Origin of the sequence: Lysobacter sp. yr284, from assembly GCF_900107375.1 — a bacterium.
Classification (GTDB): domain Bacteria; phylum Pseudomonadota; class Gammaproteobacteria; order Xanthomonadales; family Xanthomonadaceae; genus Lysobacter.
Window position 1 is genome coordinate 1,157,690 of record NZ_FNPT01000001.1, and the last position, 20,107, is coordinate 1,177,796.

Sequence of the window (20,107 nt, forward strand, 5' to 3'; positions counted from 1 at the left end):
TGAGGGCATGGCGCGGAGCCCGGTGCGGCCCAGGGCTCGCACGATCGCTCCAGCCTGCCCGTCGGCCACGGCAAGGGGCTGATTGTAGGACTTTTTGTACCGCCGCCGGCACCGCCGCCAGGGGCATGGACGGCTTGCCTACAGCTTGTGTGCCACGACACTACGCATTCGCGCGCACGGTTGCATCGGAACTGTGCGCAATGCCCTCTAAGCCCCGAATGCGGTGCCGCCCCAGGGGAATGCCCTGGCGGTCGTCGGCATGGCCGTCGACAGCGGGCGGACCGGTGCTGGAGGGGCCGTCCGGGTCCTGCTACCGTTCGCCTTCATCGGCCGGGGAACGGCAGGGGCAACGACATGGAAAACGTCAATCGCCACATCGAAGATTTCCTGAGCTACTACACCGCCCTCGACGCCGAACATCCGCCGGGCTATGCGGTGATGCTCGACGGCCCCTGGGGCATCGGCAAAACCTATCTGGTCCGCGACCTGCTCAAACGCCTCGTCGGCCCCCAGGGCTACTGTTATGTAAGCCTCTATGGGGTATCCAAGACGGAAGACATCGACGATGCCATCGTCGCAGCGATGTTTCCGGTGGCGGGGCACAAGGCCACCCGGATCACCGCAGGGCTGATCAAATCAGCAGCAGGCATGTTCAAGATTTCCACCAACCTCAAGCTTGCGGACATCGTCGACAAGTTCCGCGGCGGCCTGTATGTGTTCGACGATCTAGAGCGCTGCACGATGCCGATCGACGTCGTGCTGGGCTATATCAACGAGTTCGTCGAGCACAACGGCTGCAAGGTGGTTCTGATCGCCAACGAAAGCGAGATCGATGCACGGGCGGACGCGAAGTACCGGCGTCGCCGCGAGAAGCTGATCGGCAAGACCTTGCAGATCCGTCCGGACACGGCCCGGGTGCTCGACCTTTTCATCGGGAAGATCAAGGACGCACAGACCCGCGACTTCGTGGCCAGCCAGAAACAACCGCTGACGCGGATCTTCGAGCAGTCGCAGGCGCACAACCTGCGCATCCTGCAACAGACTCTGTGGGACTTCGAGCGCTTGTACGCACTCATGGACGCGCGCCACCGCGCCAACGAAATCGGCTGCGCCAAAGTGCTCGCCACCTTCGCGGCCGTGTCTCTGGAGATCAAGGCAGGCCGGTTGAACGAAGTGGACATCGAGCCTCGCAGCAGCCGAGCTATCGAAGAGTACATCCGTCGCAGGAAAAGTCGTGACGACGACGATGGCGCGTTGCGCATCGAAAAGCCCGCGCCATTGCGCGACGCGGCCACGCGCTACCGCGACGCGGACGTATACGATCCTGCGCTGTCCAACCGGATATTAATCGACGTACTGATTCGTGGATTTCTGGACAAGGACATGATCGCCGAGTCGCTCGATCGCAGTCCCGCGTTCGCTCCGCCGGACAAGAAGCAAGCATGGAAGACCGTGTGGCATTGGAAAGATGTCGAAGACGACGAGTTCCAAGCGGCCCTGACTGAAATGGAACAGCAGTTCGAGCAGCGCCACTTCGCAATAGCAGGAGAAATCCTGCATGTTTTCGGACTGAGGCTATGGGCTGCCCAACAGAACTTCCTTTCGTTCAATCCGGACGTCGTGGTTCAACAGTGCCTTGCGTATGTCGAGGACCTCAACGAAAAACGACTACTCCCGCTCGAATCGATGCCGCAACAGCATCCATCGGAAGGCATGGCTTACGACGGGCTGGATGTCTACATGAGGACATCACAGGAGTTCATGACGATTTTCCAGAACCTGACAGAGACCGGGCACAAGGCCGAGCAGGACCTATATCCGCTTTATGCGCGCGAATTGCTGCAATTGATGACGAAAAATCTGGACGAATTCAAGCAAAAAATCGCCGACCCCGATTCTTTCTACAATTACACCCGCGCCCCGGTACTCAAACAGTTAAAGCTGCACGATTTCTACCCGGCATTCGACAGCCTCAGCATCCGCAACAAGGAGGCGGTCTTTTCGGCGATCCTCCTTCGCTATCAGGACCCGAAACGCAACACTTTACTGCGCCGCGAAAAGCACTGGCTAGAAGAACTGTTGTCGATGCTCAAGCGTGACCTGAATATCAGCCACTTCACCCGGTTGCGTCTGAACGGGCTGATCGACAGTTATCTGAAACCTGCCATCAAGAGGCTTGACGAAGCTGAAAGTGCCTGAGCGGCGAACATCAGAAGACAACGTTGTCCTGCAACGATAAGCGCACGCGGCCCAATTCTCCTGAATTACCGCAACGAAGCGTCCGCCAAACGTGCGTCGGTGTTTCCCCCTAGACCCGCAGCCACACTACGCCCGCCGTGCCATCACCAGACCGTGATCGCCTGCCGCTTCGCGTCAAGCTGACAACGTTATCCACCCCACTCCGCCTCAACTGCCGGTGCTAGGTTCAGCGCCGCCCTCGCGAACGCGATCCACACGCGAGCGGCGTACAACCTCCTTTCTTGTGCAGGAGAGTCTCCGATGAAGCATCTCGTCCCGTTCACCCTGCTCGCCGCCTGCGCCCTGGCCGCGCCCGCCGCGCACGCCGTCGTCGTCGGCGGCATCGTCAGCACCGACGCGCGCTGGCCGGCCGCGGCCGCCGGCTACGACCGCATGAGCTTCTACGATCAGGTCGTCCAGGACGGCGGCGCGCGCTCGAACTACTTCTGGGCCAACCAGTTCTGGTTCGTCGGCGGCGACGGCGGCTACATCGGCCTGCAGAACCGCAGCGGCCAGCACTGGATCAATTTCTCGATCTGGCTGGCCAGCGGCTGGGACCCGGCCAGCCGCGCAGCCTGCAACCACTTCTCGCACGAAGGCAGCGGCGTGCAATGCCAGCTCAAGTGGGACTGGAAGACCGGGCACAAGTACAAGGTCGAGGTCGCGCGCGCGTCCAACCGCGTCACCGGCACCGTCACCGACCTGATGACCGGTGACAGCGTCGCGGTCGCCACGATCCTGATCCCCACCGGCTGGAGCGGCCTCAAGAACACCACGGTCAGCTTCGTCGAGGAATACAGCCAGGGCAGCAACCAGTTGGCGTCGTGCAGCGTGATCGGCGCGCAGTCCTCGGTGTTCCACCTGCCGGTGGCCAACGGCAACCTGCCGGCCAGCAGCCAGACCACCAAGACCTACGGCAACTGCAACGACCGCAACATCGTCCACGCCGCCTGCGACGCCGGCGGCAAGTGCATCAACATCGTCGGCGATCTGGGCGGGTTCGCGTCGCCGGCGGAGTGAGTTCGCGCGCGGCCGCGGACGCCGGCTAAGGCGCGCACTCCAGCACCGTATGCCCGCTGTCCAGGCGCTCCACGCCGAGCACCCGCAGCCGCGCCGCCTCGACCAGGCGGCGCAGTTGCGCCTCGTCCAGCCCGCGCGTGCCGTCCTCGCAGATCACCTTCTGGAACAAGGCGCGCGGCGCATCGGATTCGCGCTCGAACAGCGGCTCGACGATCAGCAAGCGCGGCGACGCCCGGCCCGGCTCGGCCGCGGCGGTCTGCGCCATCGCCGCGCGCGCGGCGGCCAGCAGCTTCAGGCCGCTGTCGAAGGACCAGTCGTAGAGCACGTTCTTGACCAGATAGAGGTCGCCGCCGGCGGGGATCTCGTCGAACACGTCGGCCGCGCGGAACTCCAGCCGCGCATCGCCGGCACCGCCGGCGCGCTGCGCGGCGCGGGCGCAGACGCTGGGGCGGTCCAGACAGATGCCGCGCAGATGCGGATGGGCGTCGAGCAGGCCGCGCAGGAACGCGCCGCTGCCGCCGCCGATGTCGATCGCCGTGGCCGCGGCGGCGAAGCCGGGACGCGCGGCGAGCGCCCGCGCCACCGGCCGCGCCAGTTCGGCCATGGCTTCGTCGAAGATCGCCTCGGCCTCGGGATGCGCGGCGAGGTACTCGTAGAGCGAGGTGCCGAAGGCGGCGCGGAAGCCGGAACGTCCGCTGCGCACGGTGTCCAGCAGGCCGGCGAAGGCGTCGTCGTAGGTCTCGGCCATCAGGATGCAGACGTGGCGCTGCGACTGCGGATGATCGCCGTGCAGCGCCTGGTAGGCCTCGCCGAGGCGGAAGCGGCCTTCGCCGTCGATCTCGAACACGCCGGCCATCGCCAGGGTGTGCAGCAGCAGCGCCAGCATCTCGGGATCGGTGCGGGTCTGCGCGGCCAGTTCGGCGGACGTGCGCGCCTGCGTCGCGGTCAGCTCGGCCAGGCCCAGGCGCGCCGCCACCGCCAGCGCGCGCGCGAACACGCCGCTCGCGGCCAGTTGCGCCGGCCCCGGCGGACGCGGGGTGGAAGAGGATTGGTCGCTCGCCGTGCCCATCGTGTTCTCCTTGGCCGGTTGCCGTTCGGAAAGCCGCCGCAAGCATCGCGGCGCGCCGGGAAACCAATGCCCTAGCCGTCCGCAGCGCGGTCGCGCGCGGGCGCCGGGCCGCTGCGGCCGTCGCCGTCGCGATGCTCGTAGCGCGCGCGCCGGCGCAGCGGATGCAGGACGCTGGCGAACACCGAGCGGGTCTGCGGGAACGTGGCCGGATCGATCAGCCCCACCCGCAACGGCCTGCTCCCGGGACGCCAGGTGTAGCTGCCGAACACGTGGTCCCAGATCGACAGTTCCGCGCCGAAGTGACCGGCGTCGGCCGGATCGGTGCTGTGGTGCAGGCGATGCTGTTCCGGCCCGACCACGATATGGTTGAGCCAGCCCAGGCGCACGTCGATGTTGGCGTGGGCGATGTAGCCCTGGGCCAGCACGAAGATGCCGATGGCGAACACCGAAGCCTCGGAAAACCCGGCCAGGGCCAGCGCGAACTGCACCACGAACTGGTCGATGGCGACGTCGAAGACATGGTTGACGCCGTTGTTGCCGACGTTGACCTTGCCCGGCACGTGATGGATCCCGTGCACGCGCCACAGCCAGCGGTTGTGGTGGCTGAGCCGGTGCATGACATAGCCGGCGAGCGAGCCCAGCAGCAACGCCAGCGGAATCTCCGCCCACATCGGCAGGCGCGGCTGCGCCGGCGCCACCGCGGTCGCCGCGGCCGCGACCAGCCCCGCCGACAACGCGCCGCCGAGGACGGTCAGCAGGAAGTAGATGCCGTACTGCGCCCACTCGCGGCGGGTCGGATGCCAGTCGACGTCGTAAGGGATGAAGCGCTCCAGGATGCCCAGGTAGAGCATGGTTCCGAGCAGGAACGAGAAGCTGGTCGCGCCCGGGTCCCAGTGCAGGCGCAGGCCCAGGATCGCGGTCGCCAGCGCTGCCGCCAGCAGCAGCGGATAGGCCGCGCGGCGCAGCAACGGGTATCGCGATGCTTGCTCGCATGTGCGCTGGGACGCCATCGCCATTCTCCGTGGTTTGCGCGCAGCGTCGGCTGCGGCCGCGCCGGCCGGCGCGGCGCTCGGCCCGCTCGGCGAGGCAGCTTTGTACACGAACGATCCGGCCGTATCGGTGACCGCGATCATGGATGGCCGCCGCGCGCGACATGCGCATGCGCACGTTGGCTTCGATCTCAAACCACTGGAAAACAGCGCCGCTGCGGTCACACCGGCAGCGCGATGGGCGCCGCGTACGCGCCGCGATGCCGCTTCGCCGCCGGCTCAACGCGACCGGAAACGACCGCACGTTCGGTTGCGCTGCGGCATGGATCGCGCCGCGAACGCGCGTGCGCCGGCGCGACCGCGGGCAAACAAAAGCCCTCGCGAACGAGGGCTTTTGCTGAAGGCGCGGATGCGCGTCGCGTTTTGCAACTGCGGCGCGCGTAGCGCAATGGCGGCATCGCCGCGGTCAGGGAACGTAGTCCACCGACTCCGCTTCGCCCGCCTGCGCCTTGACGATCTGCGTGTAGTACGCCTCGGCCGAAGCCGTATCGAGGAAGGCGTTCGGCGCCCAGATCATCACGCCCTGGTAGCCGCCGTCCTCGACGTCCTGGGCGATCGAGCGCACCGACGAGGCCGGGCTGAACTGCGGCGAGATGCCGAGGAACAGCGCGTTCTTGCTCATCCCGTAGCCGACGTACGGCGCCAGGTAGCTCACGCTGCCGGCGTAGGTCATCTCATAGCCTTCGGTGAGGTAGTCGGCCGCGTTCGACGGCGAACGGAAGTAGCTGGAATCCGACCACAGCGCCTTCGACAGGGTCTTGCCGGCGAACTTGCTGTTGGCGCGGATCGCCTTGAGCACCGAATAGAACGCCTTGGCGTTGCCGGAGCACTGCGAATACTCGTCGTCGACGCTGATCCCGTCCAGGCCGTACTTGACCACGTCGGCGACCATCGCATTGGCGAGCTTGGTCGCCGCGGCCGCGCTCATGTTGCACGACCAGCCCGCGTTCTGGTGGTTGCCCAGGTAGGAGATCTGGACCTTGATGCCCTTGGCCTGCAGGCCGCGCACGATGCTGATGTTGTCCTTGAGGATCGCGCTCATCTCGGCGTTGTAGTACAGCACCGGCGTGTTGGGCGTGCTGCCGTTGATGTTGGCGGCGAACAGGACCAAGTCGGAGAAGAACGGCTGGCCGTCGCTGCTGACCAGGTAATGGCCTACGTCTTTCACGTTCTGCGGCGAAGGATTGTTCAAGAACACGACATTGCGCGCCGACGCTTCGCCAACGCCGAAAAACGCCATTAGACCGACCGCAAGAAGCGCAGATTTTCCAAACATTGGCTGATCTCCTCTGGTTTTAGCTGGAAAACGCTATCGATTTGACCGGCGCGCGGGCCGTTTTCGAAACCGTATCCTGCGCGTCCAGCCTAGAAACGAACCAAGAGGCGAACATCCCTACGGTCCGCTTCGCCATGCGCGCCGACAGCGCGGCGCGACGCGGAGTTATCGCATCCGCGCGCGGCGCGTGCGCGAACGCAGGTCACAGCGTTCGCGTCGCGCGGCCGCGGCGATGCGCGGCGCCGGCGCAACGGGCTGAACGACAAGAACGCCATGCAACGCATGCGTACGAACGAGCGGATCGCCGCCGGCTGCCGCCGATGGCGGAGCGCGTGCGCGGCCCGCGGCGGCGGCCGCGGCGATGGCGAGGTTCGACGGGGTTCGGCAAGGACGTCGCGCAGGTCGAGCGCACCGACGGATTCGCGCGCGCGGCCGTTCGCGAGGAAACCGCGCCCGCGCCGCCCGGCCGACATCTCGGCGCGACGTTCGGCCGGCCACCCGCAGGCGGCGAAGCCACGGTGCGCGCGGCCCGGGCCCGGCGCTGCGGCCGCGAACGCAGCCACGGCCGGGACGCAGTGAGCGAGCGTGAGTCACCGTTCGCGTCCGCGACGGCAGGATACGGCGCACATCCACACGCAAGGAACGCACCATGAAGACCATGGAAACGATCGGTCTCGCGCTCGCCCTGCTCGTCAGCTTCGGCGCCAGCGCGCAGAGCGTCGACGGCCCGAACACGCCCTGCATCGGCCAGCCCACCGCCTACAAGCTGTGCCTGAGCCAGAACTTCCCCTACAACTGGGCTTGGAGCGTCAACAACGGCGCTTCGGTCGTGGACATGGGCACCGACGGCATCAGCTGCTACCTGGCGACGGTCACTCCCGGCGCGTCGGCGTTCTTCCTGACCTTCAGCCAGAGCAATCCGCCCGGGCTGCCGCAACCGGCCAACATCACCAAGTACGCGGTGCCGCGGCGCTGCAACTGAGCGCGGCGGCCGCCCCGCGGCGCCGTCGCGCCGGCCTGCGCCGGCGCGACGGCGATGCTCAGAACTTGTAGCCGACAGTGAAGCTGTAGCTGCGCCCGAAGATGCTCGCGTAATCCGGCGAATCGCCGAGGAAGCTGTTCGGGTCGTAGAACGGCAAGCGGTCGAACAGGTTCTTGACGGTGACGCCGACGTTGAGCTTGTCGGTCGGGCGCCAGTTCAGGCTCAGGTTGGCGGTCCACCACGACGGCGCGCCGTCGCACTGCGGCTTGGGCACCGGCAGGTAGCCGGCGGTGCAGGTCTGCTCGTTGTTGTCGACTTCGTCGACGCGCTCGCGCGCCCACTTGCTGCCGCCGACGTAGTTGACGAACACGCTGGTGGTGAACTTCTGGTAGTTCCAGTCGGCGTTGATCGTCGCGCGCAGGCGCGGGTTGTTGTAGTAGCCGACGGTGTCGCCGTAGAACCAGCCGCTTTCGTCGTCGAGGTAGGAGCGGTTGCGGTTGGCGATGGTCGCGGCCAGGCCGATGTTGAGGCCGCCCCACTCGCCCAGCGAGAAACGGCTGCGCGCGTCGATGTCGAAGCCGTCGATCAGGGTGCGGCCGCGGTTCTTGTACTGGCCGACCACGCTGGCGACGTTGCCGGCGCTGTAGCCCGGCAGCGTGCCCGGGCAGGCCACGCCGCTGGCCGGGTCGGCGCACATCGCCGCCAGCGCCGCGACCGCGGCGCGGTCGGAGTCGGTGATCGGCGAACGGCGCAGTTCGGAGATGTCCTGGATCTTGCTGAAGTCCGGCGCGGCGATTTCGTTGCGGCGATAGACGAACCAGTAGTCGGCCGAGACCGACAGCCAGTCCAGCGGTTCGAACACCACGCCCAAGGTGGCGATCTTGGCCTTCTCCGGCTTGAGTTCCTGGTTGGGCTGGGTCATGCGCGCGACGGTGCGGCTGCAGTCGACGTTGAGCAGCGAGTTGCCCAGGTCAACGTCGCCGGGGCGGCGCGACTGGCGCAGCAGGTTGGCGATCGCGTTGGTCTCGTTGCAGCGCAGTTCGTCGCGGAAGCCGCCGAGCTGGGCGAACACGCCGCCGGTGCCGGCCTCGGCCAGGCTCGGCGCGCGGAAGCCTTCCGAGTAGGTGCCGCGCAGCAGCAACTGCGGCATCACCTGGTACTTCAGGCCGATCTTCGGCGCGACGTTGGCGCTGAAGTTCGGGTACTTGTCCACGCGCAGCGCGGCGTCGAGTTCGAGCTTGTCGGTCAGCGGCGCCACGGTCTCGGCGAACAGCGCGTAGGTGTTGCGCTTGCCGTCGAACCACGAACCGCCCTGCTGGGTGATCAGGCCGCGCGCGGCGTCCTCGTTGCCCGGGGTGTAGAAGGTCTCGCGGCTGATGTTGAAGCCGAACGCCGCGCGCATCTCGCCGGCCGGCAGCTGCGCCAGCGGGCCTTCGATCTTGCCGTCGAGGGTATGCAGGCGGGTCCAGGACTGGATGTCGAAGGTCGGATAGGCCTCGCGCAGCAGCGCCGCGTTGGCCTCGCTGATCTCGCCGAACTTGTACGCCGGATGGTCGGAGATGATCACCCGGCCGGTGCCCGGGTCGACGGTGAACGGGCCGAAGGCCTTGCGGAAGCCGTCGAGGTTGACGTTGATGGTCTGGTAGGTGATCGAGTGGCTGCCGGCGGTGGCGAAGGCGGTTTCCCAGTTCCAGTCGCCGAGGTCGCCGCGCATCCCGGCCACGGCGCGGTAGCTCTGGTCGGTGTTGCGCTGGCCGAAGTAGTTCTTGCCGGCGTCCTGCAGCAGGTAGTTCAGGCCGACCACGCCGCCCATCATCGCCTTGAGTTCGGGGCTGGCGCGGTTGTACTCGTTGTTCGGGCCCAGGAACGGATACAGGAACTGGTTGACGTTGGCGCCGGTATCGCGCGAGAACCAGCTGGTCGGGTTGCCGGTGGTGGTGCCGAAGGAACGCGGGGTGCCGCCGTTGGCGCGCAGGTCGATGTCGGTGTAGGTCAGCTCGGCGAAGGCCTCGGTGCTCTCGCCGATCAGGAAGTGGGCGTTGACGTAGCCGGTCATGCGCTCGGTCTGCGCGCCGGCGTCGATCTCGTTGTTCATCCAGGTCTGCCAGATGCAACGCGGGCCCGCGGCTTCGCCGGTCAGCACGCTGTTGCAGCCCGGCGCTGCTTCCTGCACGCGCGCGCCGGTGCGCGGATCGAAGGCGAAGTAGGTGCCGGGGTTGAACTCGCCCGGCTTGCTGCCGGTGCCCAGGCGCAGGTTCTTGATGTAGTTCGGATTGTTGATGTAGTACTGGTTCGGCCGCTTGTCGTAGAAGTCGCTCAGCGGGATCGCGTCGCGGCGGTAGAAATTGAACGAGCCGTAGACGTTGTAGCGGTCGCGGTCGAGGTCGCCGAAGCCGGCGGTGATGCTGGCCTGGTGCTCGCCGTAGGAATCGATGCGCGAGGACACGTCGGTGGTCGCGGTGATCTCGGCGCCCTGGTAGTTGCGCTTGGTGATCACGTTGATGACGCCGGCCATCGCGTCGGTGCCGTACACGGCCGAGGCGCCGTCGGTCAGCACTTCCATGCGTTCGATCGCCGCGGCGGGGATCGAGTCGATGTTGACGAACTGGGTCTGGAACCCGGCCGGCGCGCCGTAATACGACAGCCGGCGGCCGTTGAGCAGCACCAGCGTCGCCTGCGCGCCGAGGCCGCGCAGGTTGGCCTGCGAGGCGCCGTCGGAGCCGGTGAACAGCGAGCGCGAGTCCTGCTGCGCCGGGCGCGCGGCCGGCAGGTTGTCGAGCACCTGCAACAGGGTGCGCGCGCCCATGTTCTCGATGTCCTGCTTGCTGATCACCTGCACCGGCGAAGCGGTTTCCACGTCCAGGCGGCGGATGTTGGAACCGGTGACCTCCACGCGCGAGAGTTCGGTGGTCTTGCTCTTGCCGTCCGCGCCGTCGCTGCCCTGCTCCTGTGCGGCGGCGATGGACGCGTGGCCGAGCAGCGCGGCGGCGAGCGCCAGCGACAGCGGAGCGAGGGGGAAACGCGGGGCGGAACGGCGGGCGCTGTGACGGCGCGGGCGACGGCTGGCGGGCGACATCGGAACTCTCCTGGCAGGATGACTGCGGCGCGAATGGCGGAATGAAGGCAACAGCGATCCCGGGCCGCGGCCATCGGGCCGCAGTCGGTGTGGGCGGGGGGAGGAGCGGTGTTGCGTTTGTGTGCGGGGTTGCGGGTTCGGTGTGCGGCGCTACCTGTTCGGCGCGGTGTGCACGGCGGGCGGGAGTGGCGGGGCGTTGCGTCGGTTCATGGCGGCAGGATGCTGGCGCTGTCGCCCTCCTGGCCGATCAGCGCGGCGTTGGCCCAGTTGGCGCAGACCTGGGCGGGTTGGCTGCCTTGCGCGCCGAGCGTGCGCAGGCTCAGCGACGCCAGGCCGCGGATGTCGAGTTCGGGCTTGACCACGCCCGGCGCCTTGACCAGGCCGCTGTCGTAGAGCAGCCGGCCGTCGCCCCAGACCTGGAACTGCAGGCCGCCGGCGGCGCGGCAGGCGTCGTCGATGCCGAGGTCGGCGCGCAGCAGGCGCCACTGGCCCTGCAATTTCAGGTCGATGCGGCTGGCCGCGCCGACGCCGAGGCCGCGGCGGAACAGCAGGCCGTTCATGCGCAGCGGCTGTTCGCCGCGGAACGCGCGGTCGGCGCGCACCTGCGCGGCCAGCGCCGGCGGCAGCGCCAGTTCGGACAGATAGCGCTGCTGCGCCGGGCGTTCGGGCTGCGGGTGTTCGAGGATGTGGAAGCTCGACAGCGCGATCGGGCCGACGTCGCGCGGCTGCAGCGCATCGACCGCGCGCGCCGCGCCGGCCTGCGCCGCGGTGACCATCGGGTCGGTCGCGGAAGCGCCGTCGCCCTCGGGGTTCTGCACGCTGAGCACGCGGAAACGCAGCAGGCGGCCGGCGCGCGCGGGGAACGCGATGCGCTGGGTGTCCTGCTTGAGCTGCAGGCGGCCGCGCGCGACCGGTTCGCCCCACTCGCCGTTGCTGTCGCCCAGGTAGACCTCGTAATCGCGGACCTGGCCGTGCTTCCAGTTCTTGTCGTTGCGCGGCGCCAGTTCGATGCCGTCGATCAGCTTGCGTTCGCCGAAGCCGATCGTCCATTCGTGCGCGCCGGTGCGCACCGCCTGGTTGCGCACGCTGCGGAACCAGGTGTTCGCGTCGTCGTCGAACGCGTTTTCCAGGGCATGGCCGGGTTCTTCGGCCGGACGGTTGACCACCAGCAGGCCGTCGGCCGGCAGCGCGCGGCCCAGCGCCGGCGCGGCCGGGAAGGCGTCGTCGGCGGCCGCCGCGGCGACCGGAATGTCGAGCGCGAACTGCAGCGGCGCGCGGATGTCGACCGCGGCGCTGCGCACGTGCACGCTGCCCTTGCGGTCGTTGGCGTCGAAGTACCAGCCCTGCGGCGCCGCCTGCAAGGCGGCGGCGTCGGCCAGCTTCGGCAGCGCGCGGCCGTCCAGCGTCACCGCGCGCGGCGCCTGCCGGCTGAGCACGCGCAGCGCGTAGCGGCGCTGCGGCAACTGGCCCTGGTACTGACCGCGCACCGCGTCGATCGAGACCGTGGTCGGGCCGCTGCCGGCCGCCGGCGCGCTCATGCGCACCTGCTGCACGCTGGACTCGCCTTTTTCGTAACGGCGGGTGTTGCCGTCGTCCTCGTACATCGCGTATTGCGACTCACCCTGCGGATACAGGTCGAAGCTGATTTCGTCGAGCGGCTTCTCGCCGTCGTAGAGCATCGCCGGGTGCATCGGCACGATCGCGCCGGCGCGCACGAACACCGGCAGCGTCGCCAGTTCGACCTGGCGATCCAGCTCGCGCCCGGCGGCGCCGGCCTGCACCGCGCGGCCGTCCCAGTAGTCGATCCAGCGCCCGGCCGGCAGATGGATGCCGCGCCGCCAGCCGCGGCTGGCGGCCTGGCTGCGGTACACCGGCGCGACCAGCAGGTCGCGGCCGAGCAGGAACTGGTACTTGTAGGCTTCGTCGCGCGCGTGCGGGTCTTGCGGGTAATCCCACATCAGCCCGCGCACCGGCGGCGCGCCGCTGTGTGCGGCCTCCTGGACCAGCCCGTACATGTACGGCGTCAGCCGCATCTTCAACTTCAGGTAATCGCGGTTGATGCTGCGGTAGGGCTCGTCGAACCACCACGGATGCTTGCGCGCGTTCGACGACCAGCCCGACATGCCCATCAGCACCGGGGTGAAGGCTTTCCATTGCAGGTCGCGGGTGTAGGTCTCGGCGCTGCCGCCGAAGATCGCATCGACGTCGCCGGTGGCGTAGGCCATGCCCGACAGGCCCGAGCCGACCAGGGTCGGCACGTGCCAGCGGATGTAGTCCCAACTCGCGCTCTGGTCGCCGGTCCAGGCCACCGCGTAGCGCTGGATGCCGGCCCAGCCCATCACCGTCCACAGGAACGGGCGCGAGTCGGAGTTCTTGAGGATGCCGTCGAACGCGGATTGATTGGCGTCGAGCGCGAACTGGTAGCCCTTGCCGGTCCAGGCCACGTCGAGCTTCTGCACGCGGCTGCCGGCGGTGCCGACTTCCCAGGCGATCTTGTCGACCCCGTTCTCGGTCCACAGGCCGGTGCGGAAGCCGTACTTCGCCAGCCCCTTCACCGTCTCGGGCAGTTGCTTGTAGCCGCAGCCGTAGCCGTCGTTGGGCAGGATCCAGCCGCCGGGCATGTCGTGCTCGCGGTACTGGCGCGCGACGCTCTCTACCACGTCGGGCGTGGTGCCGGTGGGGCCGTCGTGCCAGCCTTCGGGCACGGTGCCGGGCTTCTTAATGTTGTCGCCGTCGTTGTAGCAATCGGCGTCGCCGTACGACAGCGCCCAGCGCGGCAGCAGCACCGGGCGGCCGGTCAGGCGGGTGTAGCGTTCGAGCAGGCGCGGCAGTTCGCCGACGAAGTAGTACGCGTCGAAGCGGTCCTCGCGGTGCAGCAGCGTGGCCTGGTCGCCCTGGCGCAGGTCGTAGCTGCCGTCGCTCCAGGTGTTGCGCAGCACGCCCCAGCCGCGCGAGCTCAGCAGCATCGGCGCCGGGCTGGGGCGGTCGCCCTCTTCCCAGCCGCCGGAGTACGAGACCTCCAGTTCGCGGCCCTTGAACTGGTAGCGGCCGTTCTGCTGGCCGCCGCCGTAGAAGGCTTCGTCGGGCTGCGAGGACAGCACCTGCACGCTCTGGTTCGCGTCCAGGTCCAGCGGCTGCAGTTCCTGCCACAGCGGCGTGCGGCGCTCGCCGTCGATGCGTTCCAGGCTCAGCTTCAGCGGCTGGCGCTGCACGTGCAGGACCAGCGCGCCGGTGCGCACGCGCACTTCGGCGGCGTCTTCCTCCAGCGCGGCGCGGACCTGCGCCGGCGGCTGCGCCAGCACGATCGGCGCGGCCTTGTCGCCGGCGCCGCTGAGCTTGCCGCCGCGCCCGGCCTGGACCCGCACGATGTCGTCGGCCAGCACTTCGATGCGCAGCACGCTGCCGTTGTCGGTGCTCAGCTCCCAGTTCGGGGTCGCGCCGGCGCCGGCGCGCACCGCGCGCAGGTTGCCGACCGGTTCGGCCGCGGCCGGCAGCGCGCAGGCGCACAGCGCGGCCAGGATCGCGCGGCGCAGCAGCGCGCCCGGCAGGCGAACGCCCGCCGCAGCCGCGCTCGGAGAAAGCGCGCTCGACAGACGCGGACCACGCACACGGAATTCCACCTTGCCCCCAAGGCCCGTTCGACGGGCATTCCGAAAACCAGACGACCAACAGCGGTTGCGGCCGACTCTAGGGCAGGGTTTCGAAAGCTGTCAACAAATTGAAAGTAAAAAGGAAGAATTTCTCACTCAAAACGAAAGTTTGTGCAATGCAATACTTTCTAAACATCGTGAAAACGCCTGTTAAGCGCGTAACGAAAGCGCGACTCCATCGATCTTTCGCTTTGTCTTCACGGGATCGCAGCCTAGGCCTATCCGGCCCATTTCTTTTGTTTTGCTTTCGATATTTGACTTTCCGAAAGAAAACGCTGATCGTGCCGTCGCTCAACAGGAATCATCCATGGACGTCACTCCGCTTTCCGACTCGTCCGCCTGGCAGCGCCTGGGCGGAGCCGACACCGCCGCCGAGATCGCCCAGCAGCCGGCGCTGTGGGACCGGCTGGCCGCCGATCTGGCGCAGGCGCACGAACGCGTGCAGGCCTTCCTCGGCGACCGCCTCAACGATCCGCGCCAGCGCGTGCTGTTCACCGGCGCCGGCAGTTCCGGCTTCATCGCCGACATGGTCGCCGACCGCATCAACGCGCAGTGGCCGGCCGATGTGCGCGCCGTGCACACCACCAGCCTGCTGACCCATCCCGCGCTGTACCTGCAGCGCGACCGCCCGACCCTGCTGGTGTCGTTCGGCCGCAGCGGCTCCAGCCCGGAGAGCGTGGCCGCGGTCGAACTGCTGCGCGCCCAGGTCGACGATGCGCGCTTTCTCGACATCACCTGCAATCCCGAAGGCGAGCTGGCGCGCCGCGGCAAGGGCCGCGAGGACACCTGCACCCTGCTGATGCCGGCGGCCAGTTGCGACCGCGCCTTCGCCATGACCAGCAGCCTGAGCTGCATGCTGCTGGCGGCGCTGGCGGTGTTCGACGCCGCGCCGTGGGAGCAGCGCCTGGAGCACCTGCGCCAGGCCGCCGCGCTGGCGCGCGAAGGCCTCGCCCAGTGGAGCCAGGCCGCCGGCGCGCTGGCGCTGCGGCCGTTCCAGCGCGTGATCTATCTCGCCAGCGGCCCGCTGGAAGCGCTGGCGCGCGAGGCGGCGCTGAAAGTGCTCGAACTCACCGCCGGCCAGGTGCTGGCGCTGGCCAACACGCCGCTGGGCTTCCGCCACGGCCCCAAGTCGACCCTCGACGGCGCCACCCTGGTGGTGGTGATGCGCAGCAACCACGCGCTGGCGCGCCGCTACGAGCATGACCTGCTCGACGAACTGCGCCGCGACGGCGTGGCCGGGCAGGTGCTGGCGATCGGCCCGCATTCGGACATCGGCGGCGGCGACGACTACAGCCTGCGCGCGCCGCCGCTGGACGACAGCTGGCTGGCGCCGGTGTGGCTGACCTTCGCCCAGGTCTTCGCCCTGCAGCGCTCGGCCGCGCTCGGCCTGACCCCGGACAATCCGTTCCCGGACGGCACCGTCAACCGCGTGGTCAAGGGCGTCACCATCCACCAGGGCTGAGCCTCATGTCTGAACCCGCACGCGCCGCCGTCGGCTACGGCATCGACATCGGCGGCACCAAGATCGAACTGGTCGCCTGCGATGCCGCGCTGGAAGTGCTGCACCGCCGCCGCATCGCCACCCCGCAGGGCGACTACGACGGCTTCCTGGCCGCGCTGGAAACCCTGGTGGCCGAGGCCGACGCCGAGCTGGCCGAGGCCGGGCGGGTGCGGTCCGGCGCCGCGGTCGGCATCGCCCTGCCCGGCGTGCGCGACCGCCGCAGCGGGCTGCAGCTCAGCGCCAACGTGCCGGCGCTGACCGGCCGCAAAGTCGCCGCGGACCTGCAGGCGCGGCTGCGCCGGCCGCTGCGTTTCGGCAACGACCTGCAATGCTTCGCCTTGTCCGAAGCGCACGGCGGCGCCGCCGACGGCTATCCGAGCATGTTCGGCGCGATCCTCGGCACCGGCGCGGGCGGCGGCTATTGCCTGCACGGCCGGCTGGTGTCCGGCTTCAACGGCATCGCCGGCGAATGGGGCCACTGGAGCGTGCCGGCGCACCTGTTGCAACGCCACAACCTGCCGCTGCTGGACTGCGCCTGCGGCCTGCGCGGCTGCCTGGAGCGCTATGTCTCCGGCAGCGGCCTGGTCGCGCTGTACCGCCACTTCGGCGCCCAGGCCGCCGACGCCGGCGCGGTGTTCGCCGACGCCGACGCCGGCGACGCGCGCGCCCGAGAAGCGCGCGCCGTGCACCTGGATCTGCTCGGCCACGGCCTGGCCGCGCTGGTACTGGCGCTGGACCCGCACGTGATCGTGCTCGGCGGCGGCCTGTCGCAGCACGCGCCGCTGTACGACGCGCTGCCGGCCGCGGTCGCCGCGCACCTGTTCAAGGGCGTGCAGGTGCCGCCGATCGTGCCGCCGCGCTTCGGCGATGCCGGCGGCGCGCGCGGCGCCGCCTTGCTCGCGCTGTCCTGACCCGCCACGCCCTGCCCGTTCCATCCAAGTTCCGGAGTCCGCCATGTCGCCCGTGCAATCGCTGATCGCCTCCCACCGCCAGGGCCGCAACGTCGGCCTGTACAGCGTGTGCTGCAGCAACGAACTGGTGCTGCGCGCGGCGATGGACGTGGCCGGCCGCCACGGCACCGTGCTGCTGATCGAAGCCACCTCCAACCAGGTCGACCAGTTCGGCGGCTACACCGGCATGACCCCGCCGCAGTACCGCGACTACGTGCGCGCGCTGGCGAGCGAAGAGAATTTCCCGATCGAGCGGCTGGTGCTCGGCGGCGATCATCTGGGCCCCAACGCCTGGCAGAAGCGCCCGGCCGACGAGGCGATGGCGAACGCGCGGGTGCTGATCGAGGCCTACGTCGCCGCCGGCTTCCACAAGATCCACCTCGATTGCAGCATGTCCTGCGCCGACGACCCCACCCCGCTGCCCGACGCCACCGTCGCCGCGCGCTCGGCCGAACTGGCGCGCATCGCCGAGCGCACCGCCGCCGCGCACGGCCTGCCGCCGCCGGTGTACGTGATCGGCACCGAAGTGCCGGTGCCCGGCGGCGAAGCCTCGCTGGCCGGCGGCCTGCAGGTGACCACGCCGCAGGCGGCCGAGCAGACCCTGGCGATCCACCGCGAGGCCTTCGCCGCGCCCGACCTGGCCGCGGCCTGGGAGCGGGTGATCGCGATGGTGGTGCAGCCGGGCGTGGACTTCGACCACAGCAGCGTGCACGACTACGACCCCGACGCCGCCCGCGCCCTGGCCGATTTCCTCGAACGCCAGCCGCGCATCGTGTTCGAGGCGCATTCCACCGACTACCAGCGCGAGGACGGCCTGCACGCGCTGGTGCGCGACCACTTCGCCATCCTCAAGGTCGGCCCGGCGGCGACCTTCGCCTACCGCGAGGCGCTGTTCGCGCTGGCCGCGATCGAGGCCGAGCTGCTGCCGCCGGCGCAGCGCTCGGACCTGCCGCAGACGCTGGAGCGCTGCATGCTCGAACACCCCAAGCACTGGCAGCAGCACTACCACGGCGACGACGACGAACTGCGCCGGCTGCGCGCCTACGCGCTTAGCGACCGCTGCCGCTACTACTGGGGCGAGCCGGCCCTGGTCGCGGCGGTGCAGCGCCTGTTCGACAACCTGCGCGCGCACGCGCCGCCGCTGTTCCTGCTCAGCCAGCACCTGCCCGAGCAGTACCGCGCGGTGCGCGCCGGCGCGCTGGCCAACCGCCCCGAGGCGCTGGTCCGCCATCGCATCGGCCTGTGCCTGGACGAGTACGCGCGCGCCTGTTCGGCGAACGCGGCCGGCGCGCGCACGGCCGCCGGCCGCGCGGCCGCCGCGGCGAACGGCTAATCTTCGGTTTTCCCCGCGGACCCGACGATGGCCACGCGCAATACCCGCTCCCGCCGGCAGCAGATCCTGCAGTGCCTGATCGAACAAGGCTCGGTCCAGGTCGCCGAACTGGTCGAGCGCTTCGAGGTCTCGGCGGTGACCATCCGCGCCGACCTCAGCCACATCGAATCGCAGGGCTTGGCCACCCGCACCCACGGTGGCGCCACCCTGGTGCGCACGCCGCCGCAGGAGCAGGACATCCATGAGAAGGACGCGCTGAACCTGCCGCTGAAGGAACGCATCGGCGCGCGCGCCGCGCAGTTGGTGCAGGCCGGCGACAACATCATCATCGACTCGGGCTCCACCACCATGACCCTGGCCCGCCACCTGCGCGGCCACCGCGACGTCACGGTGATGACCAACGGCCTCAACATCGCCTGGGAGCTGGCCAACGCGCCCGGCGTTGACGTGCTGCTCAGCGGCGGCCTGCTGCGCAAGCAGTCGCTGTCGCTGCAGGGCAGTCAGGCCGAGGCCAGCCTCAACGCCTACAGCTTCGATACCTTGTTCCTCGGCGTGGACGGCCTGGACCTGCAGTTCGGCCTGACCACCCACGACGAAGCCGAAGCCCGCCTCAACCACCGCATGGTCGAGCACGCGCGCCGGATCGTGGTGCTGACCGACGCCTCCAAGTTCGGCCGGGTCAGCCTGCACCGCATCGCCCGGCTCGACCAGGTCCACGCCATCATCACCGACGCCGGCATCGACGAGCGCTACCGCGAGGGGCTGCTGCGGCTGGGCATCGAGGTGATCATCGCCGAGCCGCTGGCGTGAGCGGACTTCGTACCTTGCACGGCCGCATCCTCACCCCCGCCGGCTGGCGCCGCGGGCGCATCGGCTTCGACACGCACGTGCGCAGCATCGAGGACGCCGGCGGCGCGGGCGGCGACGAGGAGCGCATCGTCCTGCCCGGCTTCATCGACCTGCACGTGCACGGCGCCGCCGGCGTCGACCTGATGCAGGGCTTCGATGTCGCGCGCACCATCGCCCGCGCCCACGTCCGCTACGGCACCACCGCCCTGCTCGGCACCACCATGACCGCCGCCGAGGACGACATCGTCCACGCCCTGCATGGGCTGGCCGCGGCGATGGCCGCGCCCGATCCGGACGCGGCGCAGATCCTCGGCGTGCATCTGGAAGGCCCCTTCATCAGCCCGCACCGGCTCGGCGCGCAACCGCCGCTGACGGTGGAGGCCACGCTCGATTCGGTGCGGCGCCTGCACGCGCTGGCGCCGATCCGGGTGCTGACCCTGGCGCCGGAGATCGGCCGCCACACCGAACTGATCCCGGCGCTGTGCGCGCTCGGCATCCGCGTGCAGGTCGGCCACAGCGCCGGCACTTACGAGGAAGGGTTGGCCGCGCTGCGCGCCGGCGCGTCCGGCTTCACCCACCTGTTCAACGGCATGACCGGGGTGGATCACTACAAGCCCGGCATCGCCGCGGCCGCGCTCGCCCACGCCGAATACGCCGAGCTGATCCCCGACCTGCAGCACGTGCACCCCGGCGCGATCCGCCTGGCCCTGCGCGCGATCCCGCGCCTGTACGCGGTCACCGACGCCACCGCCGCCACCGGCATGCCCGACGGCGAGTACGCGCTGGGCTCGCAGCGCGTGCACAAGTGCCTGGGCTGCGTGCGCCTGGCCAGCGGCTCGCTGGCCGGCAGCGCGCTGACCATGGACCAGGCGCTGCGCAACCTGGTCGAGGTCGGGCTGGACCTGGCCGACGCCGCCCATCGGGTTTCCACCTTCCCGGCCGACTACCTCGGCCTGTCCGACCGCGGCCGGCTCGAACCGGGCGCCCGCGCCGACCTGGTGGTGCTGGACGCGCAATTGCGCGTGGTCGAGGTGCATGTGGCCGGACGGGCGATCGCCTTGGCCTGAGCCGGGCCAGCGCGCCGGCGGCGCGCCGCGCCGCCCGACGTTCCGCT

Annotated in this window: 14 protein-coding genes; 9 read left to right on the forward strand and 5 right to left on the reverse strand. The window is 69.3% G+C overall.

The window, feature by feature from the left end; genetic code table 11:
* Nucleotides 1–354 precede the first annotated feature (354 nt).
* Nucleotides 355–2,199 (forward strand): P-loop NTPase fold protein, encoded by a 1,845-nt coding sequence (locus tag BLV01_RS04770; RefSeq protein ID WP_091794442.1) that lies wholly within the window; start codon nt 355–357, stop codon nt 2,197–2,199.
* Between the two features lie 300 nt (nt 2,200–2,499).
* Entirely contained in the window at nt 2,500–3,258 is a 759-nt protein-coding gene (locus tag BLV01_RS04775) for a DUF3472 domain-containing protein (RefSeq protein WP_091794444.1), read from the forward strand.
* 25 nt (nt 3,259–3,283) lie between these two features.
* On the opposite strand, the gene BLV01_RS04780 is transcribed toward BLV01_RS04775, so the two are convergent.
* The gene (locus BLV01_RS04780) at nt 3,284–4,327 is read right to left on the reverse strand and encodes a methyltransferase (protein ID WP_091794446.1); all 1,044 of its coding nucleotides are present in this window, start codon (nt 4,325–4,327) and stop codon (nt 3,284–3,286) included.
* A gap of 71 nt (nt 4,328–4,398) precedes the next feature.
* Nucleotides 4,399–5,337, reverse strand: a complete 939-nt coding sequence (locus BLV01_RS04785; RefSeq protein ID WP_217633439.1) for a sterol desaturase family protein — start codon at nt 5,335–5,337, stop codon at nt 4,399–4,401.
* Nucleotides 5,338–5,462: 125 nt separating this feature from the next.
* Here BLV01_RS04785 and BLV01_RS25180 point away from each other — a divergent pair, with 125 nt between their 5' ends.
* The gene (locus BLV01_RS25180) at nt 5,463–5,717 is read left to right on the forward strand and encodes a hypothetical protein (protein WP_139178467.1); all 255 of its coding nucleotides are present in this window, start codon (nt 5,463–5,465) and stop codon (nt 5,715–5,717) included.
* A gap of 65 nt (nt 5,718–5,782) precedes the next feature.
* Here the strand turns inward: BLV01_RS25180 and BLV01_RS04790 are convergent, their stop codons facing one another.
* Nucleotides 5,783–6,544, reverse strand: a complete 762-nt coding sequence (locus BLV01_RS04790; RefSeq protein WP_175485768.1) for a glycoside hydrolase family 18 protein — start codon at nt 6,542–6,544, stop codon at nt 5,783–5,785.
* A gap of 757 nt (nt 6,545–7,301) precedes the next feature.
* On the opposite strand from BLV01_RS04790, the gene BLV01_RS04795 reads away from it, so the two are divergent.
* Complete coding sequence (locus BLV01_RS04795) at nt 7,302–7,634, forward strand: hypothetical protein (protein WP_091794452.1); 333 nt, start codon at nt 7,302–7,304, stop codon at nt 7,632–7,634.
* A gap of 58 nt (nt 7,635–7,692) precedes the next feature.
* On the opposite strand, the gene BLV01_RS04800 is transcribed toward BLV01_RS04795, so the two are convergent.
* Nucleotides 7,693–10,638: a TonB-dependent receptor domain-containing protein gene (locus BLV01_RS04800; RefSeq protein ID WP_254782515.1), complete on the reverse strand. Its 2,946-nt coding sequence runs from the start codon at nt 10,636–10,638 to the stop codon at nt 7,693–7,695.
* 278 nt (nt 10,639–10,916) lie between these two features.
* Entirely contained in the window at nt 10,917–14,243 is a 3,327-nt protein-coding gene (locus tag BLV01_RS04805; protein ID WP_175485784.1) for a TIM-barrel domain-containing protein, read from the reverse strand.
* Between the two features lie 424 nt (nt 14,244–14,667).
* Here BLV01_RS04805 and BLV01_RS04810 point away from each other — a divergent pair, with 424 nt between their 5' ends.
* The 5 genes from BLV01_RS04810 to nagA are packed head-to-tail and all read left to right on the forward strand — an operon-like array spanning nt 14,668 to nt 20,060.
* Nucleotides 14,668–15,822: an SIS domain-containing protein gene (locus BLV01_RS04810; protein WP_091794456.1), complete on the forward strand. Its 1,155-nt coding sequence runs from the start codon at nt 14,668–14,670 to the stop codon at nt 15,820–15,822.
* A gap of 5 nt (nt 15,823–15,827) precedes the next feature.
* Entirely contained in the window at nt 15,828–16,772 is a 945-nt protein-coding gene (locus BLV01_RS04815) for an ROK family protein (RefSeq protein WP_091794458.1), read from the forward strand.
* A 43-nt stretch (nt 16,773–16,815) separates the two neighbouring features.
* Complete coding sequence (locus tag BLV01_RS04820; RefSeq protein WP_091794459.1) at nt 16,816–18,144, forward strand: D-tagatose-bisphosphate aldolase, class II, non-catalytic subunit; 1,329 nt, start codon at nt 16,816–16,818, stop codon at nt 18,142–18,144.
* Between the two features lie 27 nt (nt 18,145–18,171).
* A complete protein-coding gene (locus BLV01_RS04825) occupies nt 18,172–18,954 on the forward strand; it encodes a DeoR family transcriptional regulator (RefSeq protein WP_091794461.1) in 783 nt (260 codons plus the stop codon).
* Nucleotides 18,951–20,060: an N-acetylglucosamine-6-phosphate deacetylase gene (nagA, locus tag BLV01_RS04830; RefSeq protein WP_091794463.1), complete on the forward strand. Its 1,110-nt coding sequence runs from the start codon at nt 18,951–18,953 to the stop codon at nt 20,058–20,060. The genes BLV01_RS04825 and nagA overlap by 4 nt, the downstream gene beginning before the upstream one ends.
* The last annotated feature ends 47 nt before the right edge of the window (nt 20,061–20,107 follow it).

Excerpts from the sequence above, each read along its gene's own strand:
- BLV01_RS04810 (WP_091794456.1), top strand. The coding sequence starts at position 14,668 with ATGGACGTCACTCCGCTTTCCGACTCGTCCGCCTGGCAGCGCCTGGGC.
- BLV01_RS04780 (WP_091794446.1), bottom strand. The coding sequence starts at position 4,327 with ATGGGCACGGCGAGCGACCAATCCTCTTCCACCCCGCGTCCGCCGGGG.
- BLV01_RS04825 (WP_091794461.1), top strand. The coding sequence starts at position 18,172 with ATGGCCACGCGCAATACCCGCTCCCGCCGGCAGCAGATCCTGCAGTGC.
- BLV01_RS25180 (WP_139178467.1), top strand. The coding sequence starts at position 5,463 with ATGGCCGCCGCGCGCGACATGCGCATGCGCACGTTGGCTTCGATCTCA.
- BLV01_RS04775 (WP_091794444.1), top strand. The coding sequence starts at position 2,500 with ATGAAGCATCTCGTCCCGTTCACCCTGCTCGCCGCCTGCGCCCTGGCC.
- BLV01_RS04795 (WP_091794452.1), top strand. The coding sequence starts at position 7,302 with ATGAAGACCATGGAAACGATCGGTCTCGCGCTCGCCCTGCTCGTCAGC.
- BLV01_RS04820 (WP_091794459.1), top strand. The coding sequence starts at position 16,816 with ATGTCGCCCGTGCAATCGCTGATCGCCTCCCACCGCCAGGGCCGCAAC.
- BLV01_RS04815 (WP_091794458.1), top strand. The coding sequence starts at position 15,828 with ATGTCTGAACCCGCACGCGCCGCCGTCGGCTACGGCATCGACATCGGC.
- BLV01_RS04770 (WP_091794442.1), top strand. The coding sequence starts at position 355 with ATGGAAAACGTCAATCGCCACATCGAAGATTTCCTGAGCTACTACACC.
- BLV01_RS04785 (WP_217633439.1), bottom strand. The coding sequence starts at position 5,337 with ATGGCGTCCCAGCGCACATGCGAGCAAGCATCGCGATACCCGTTGCTG.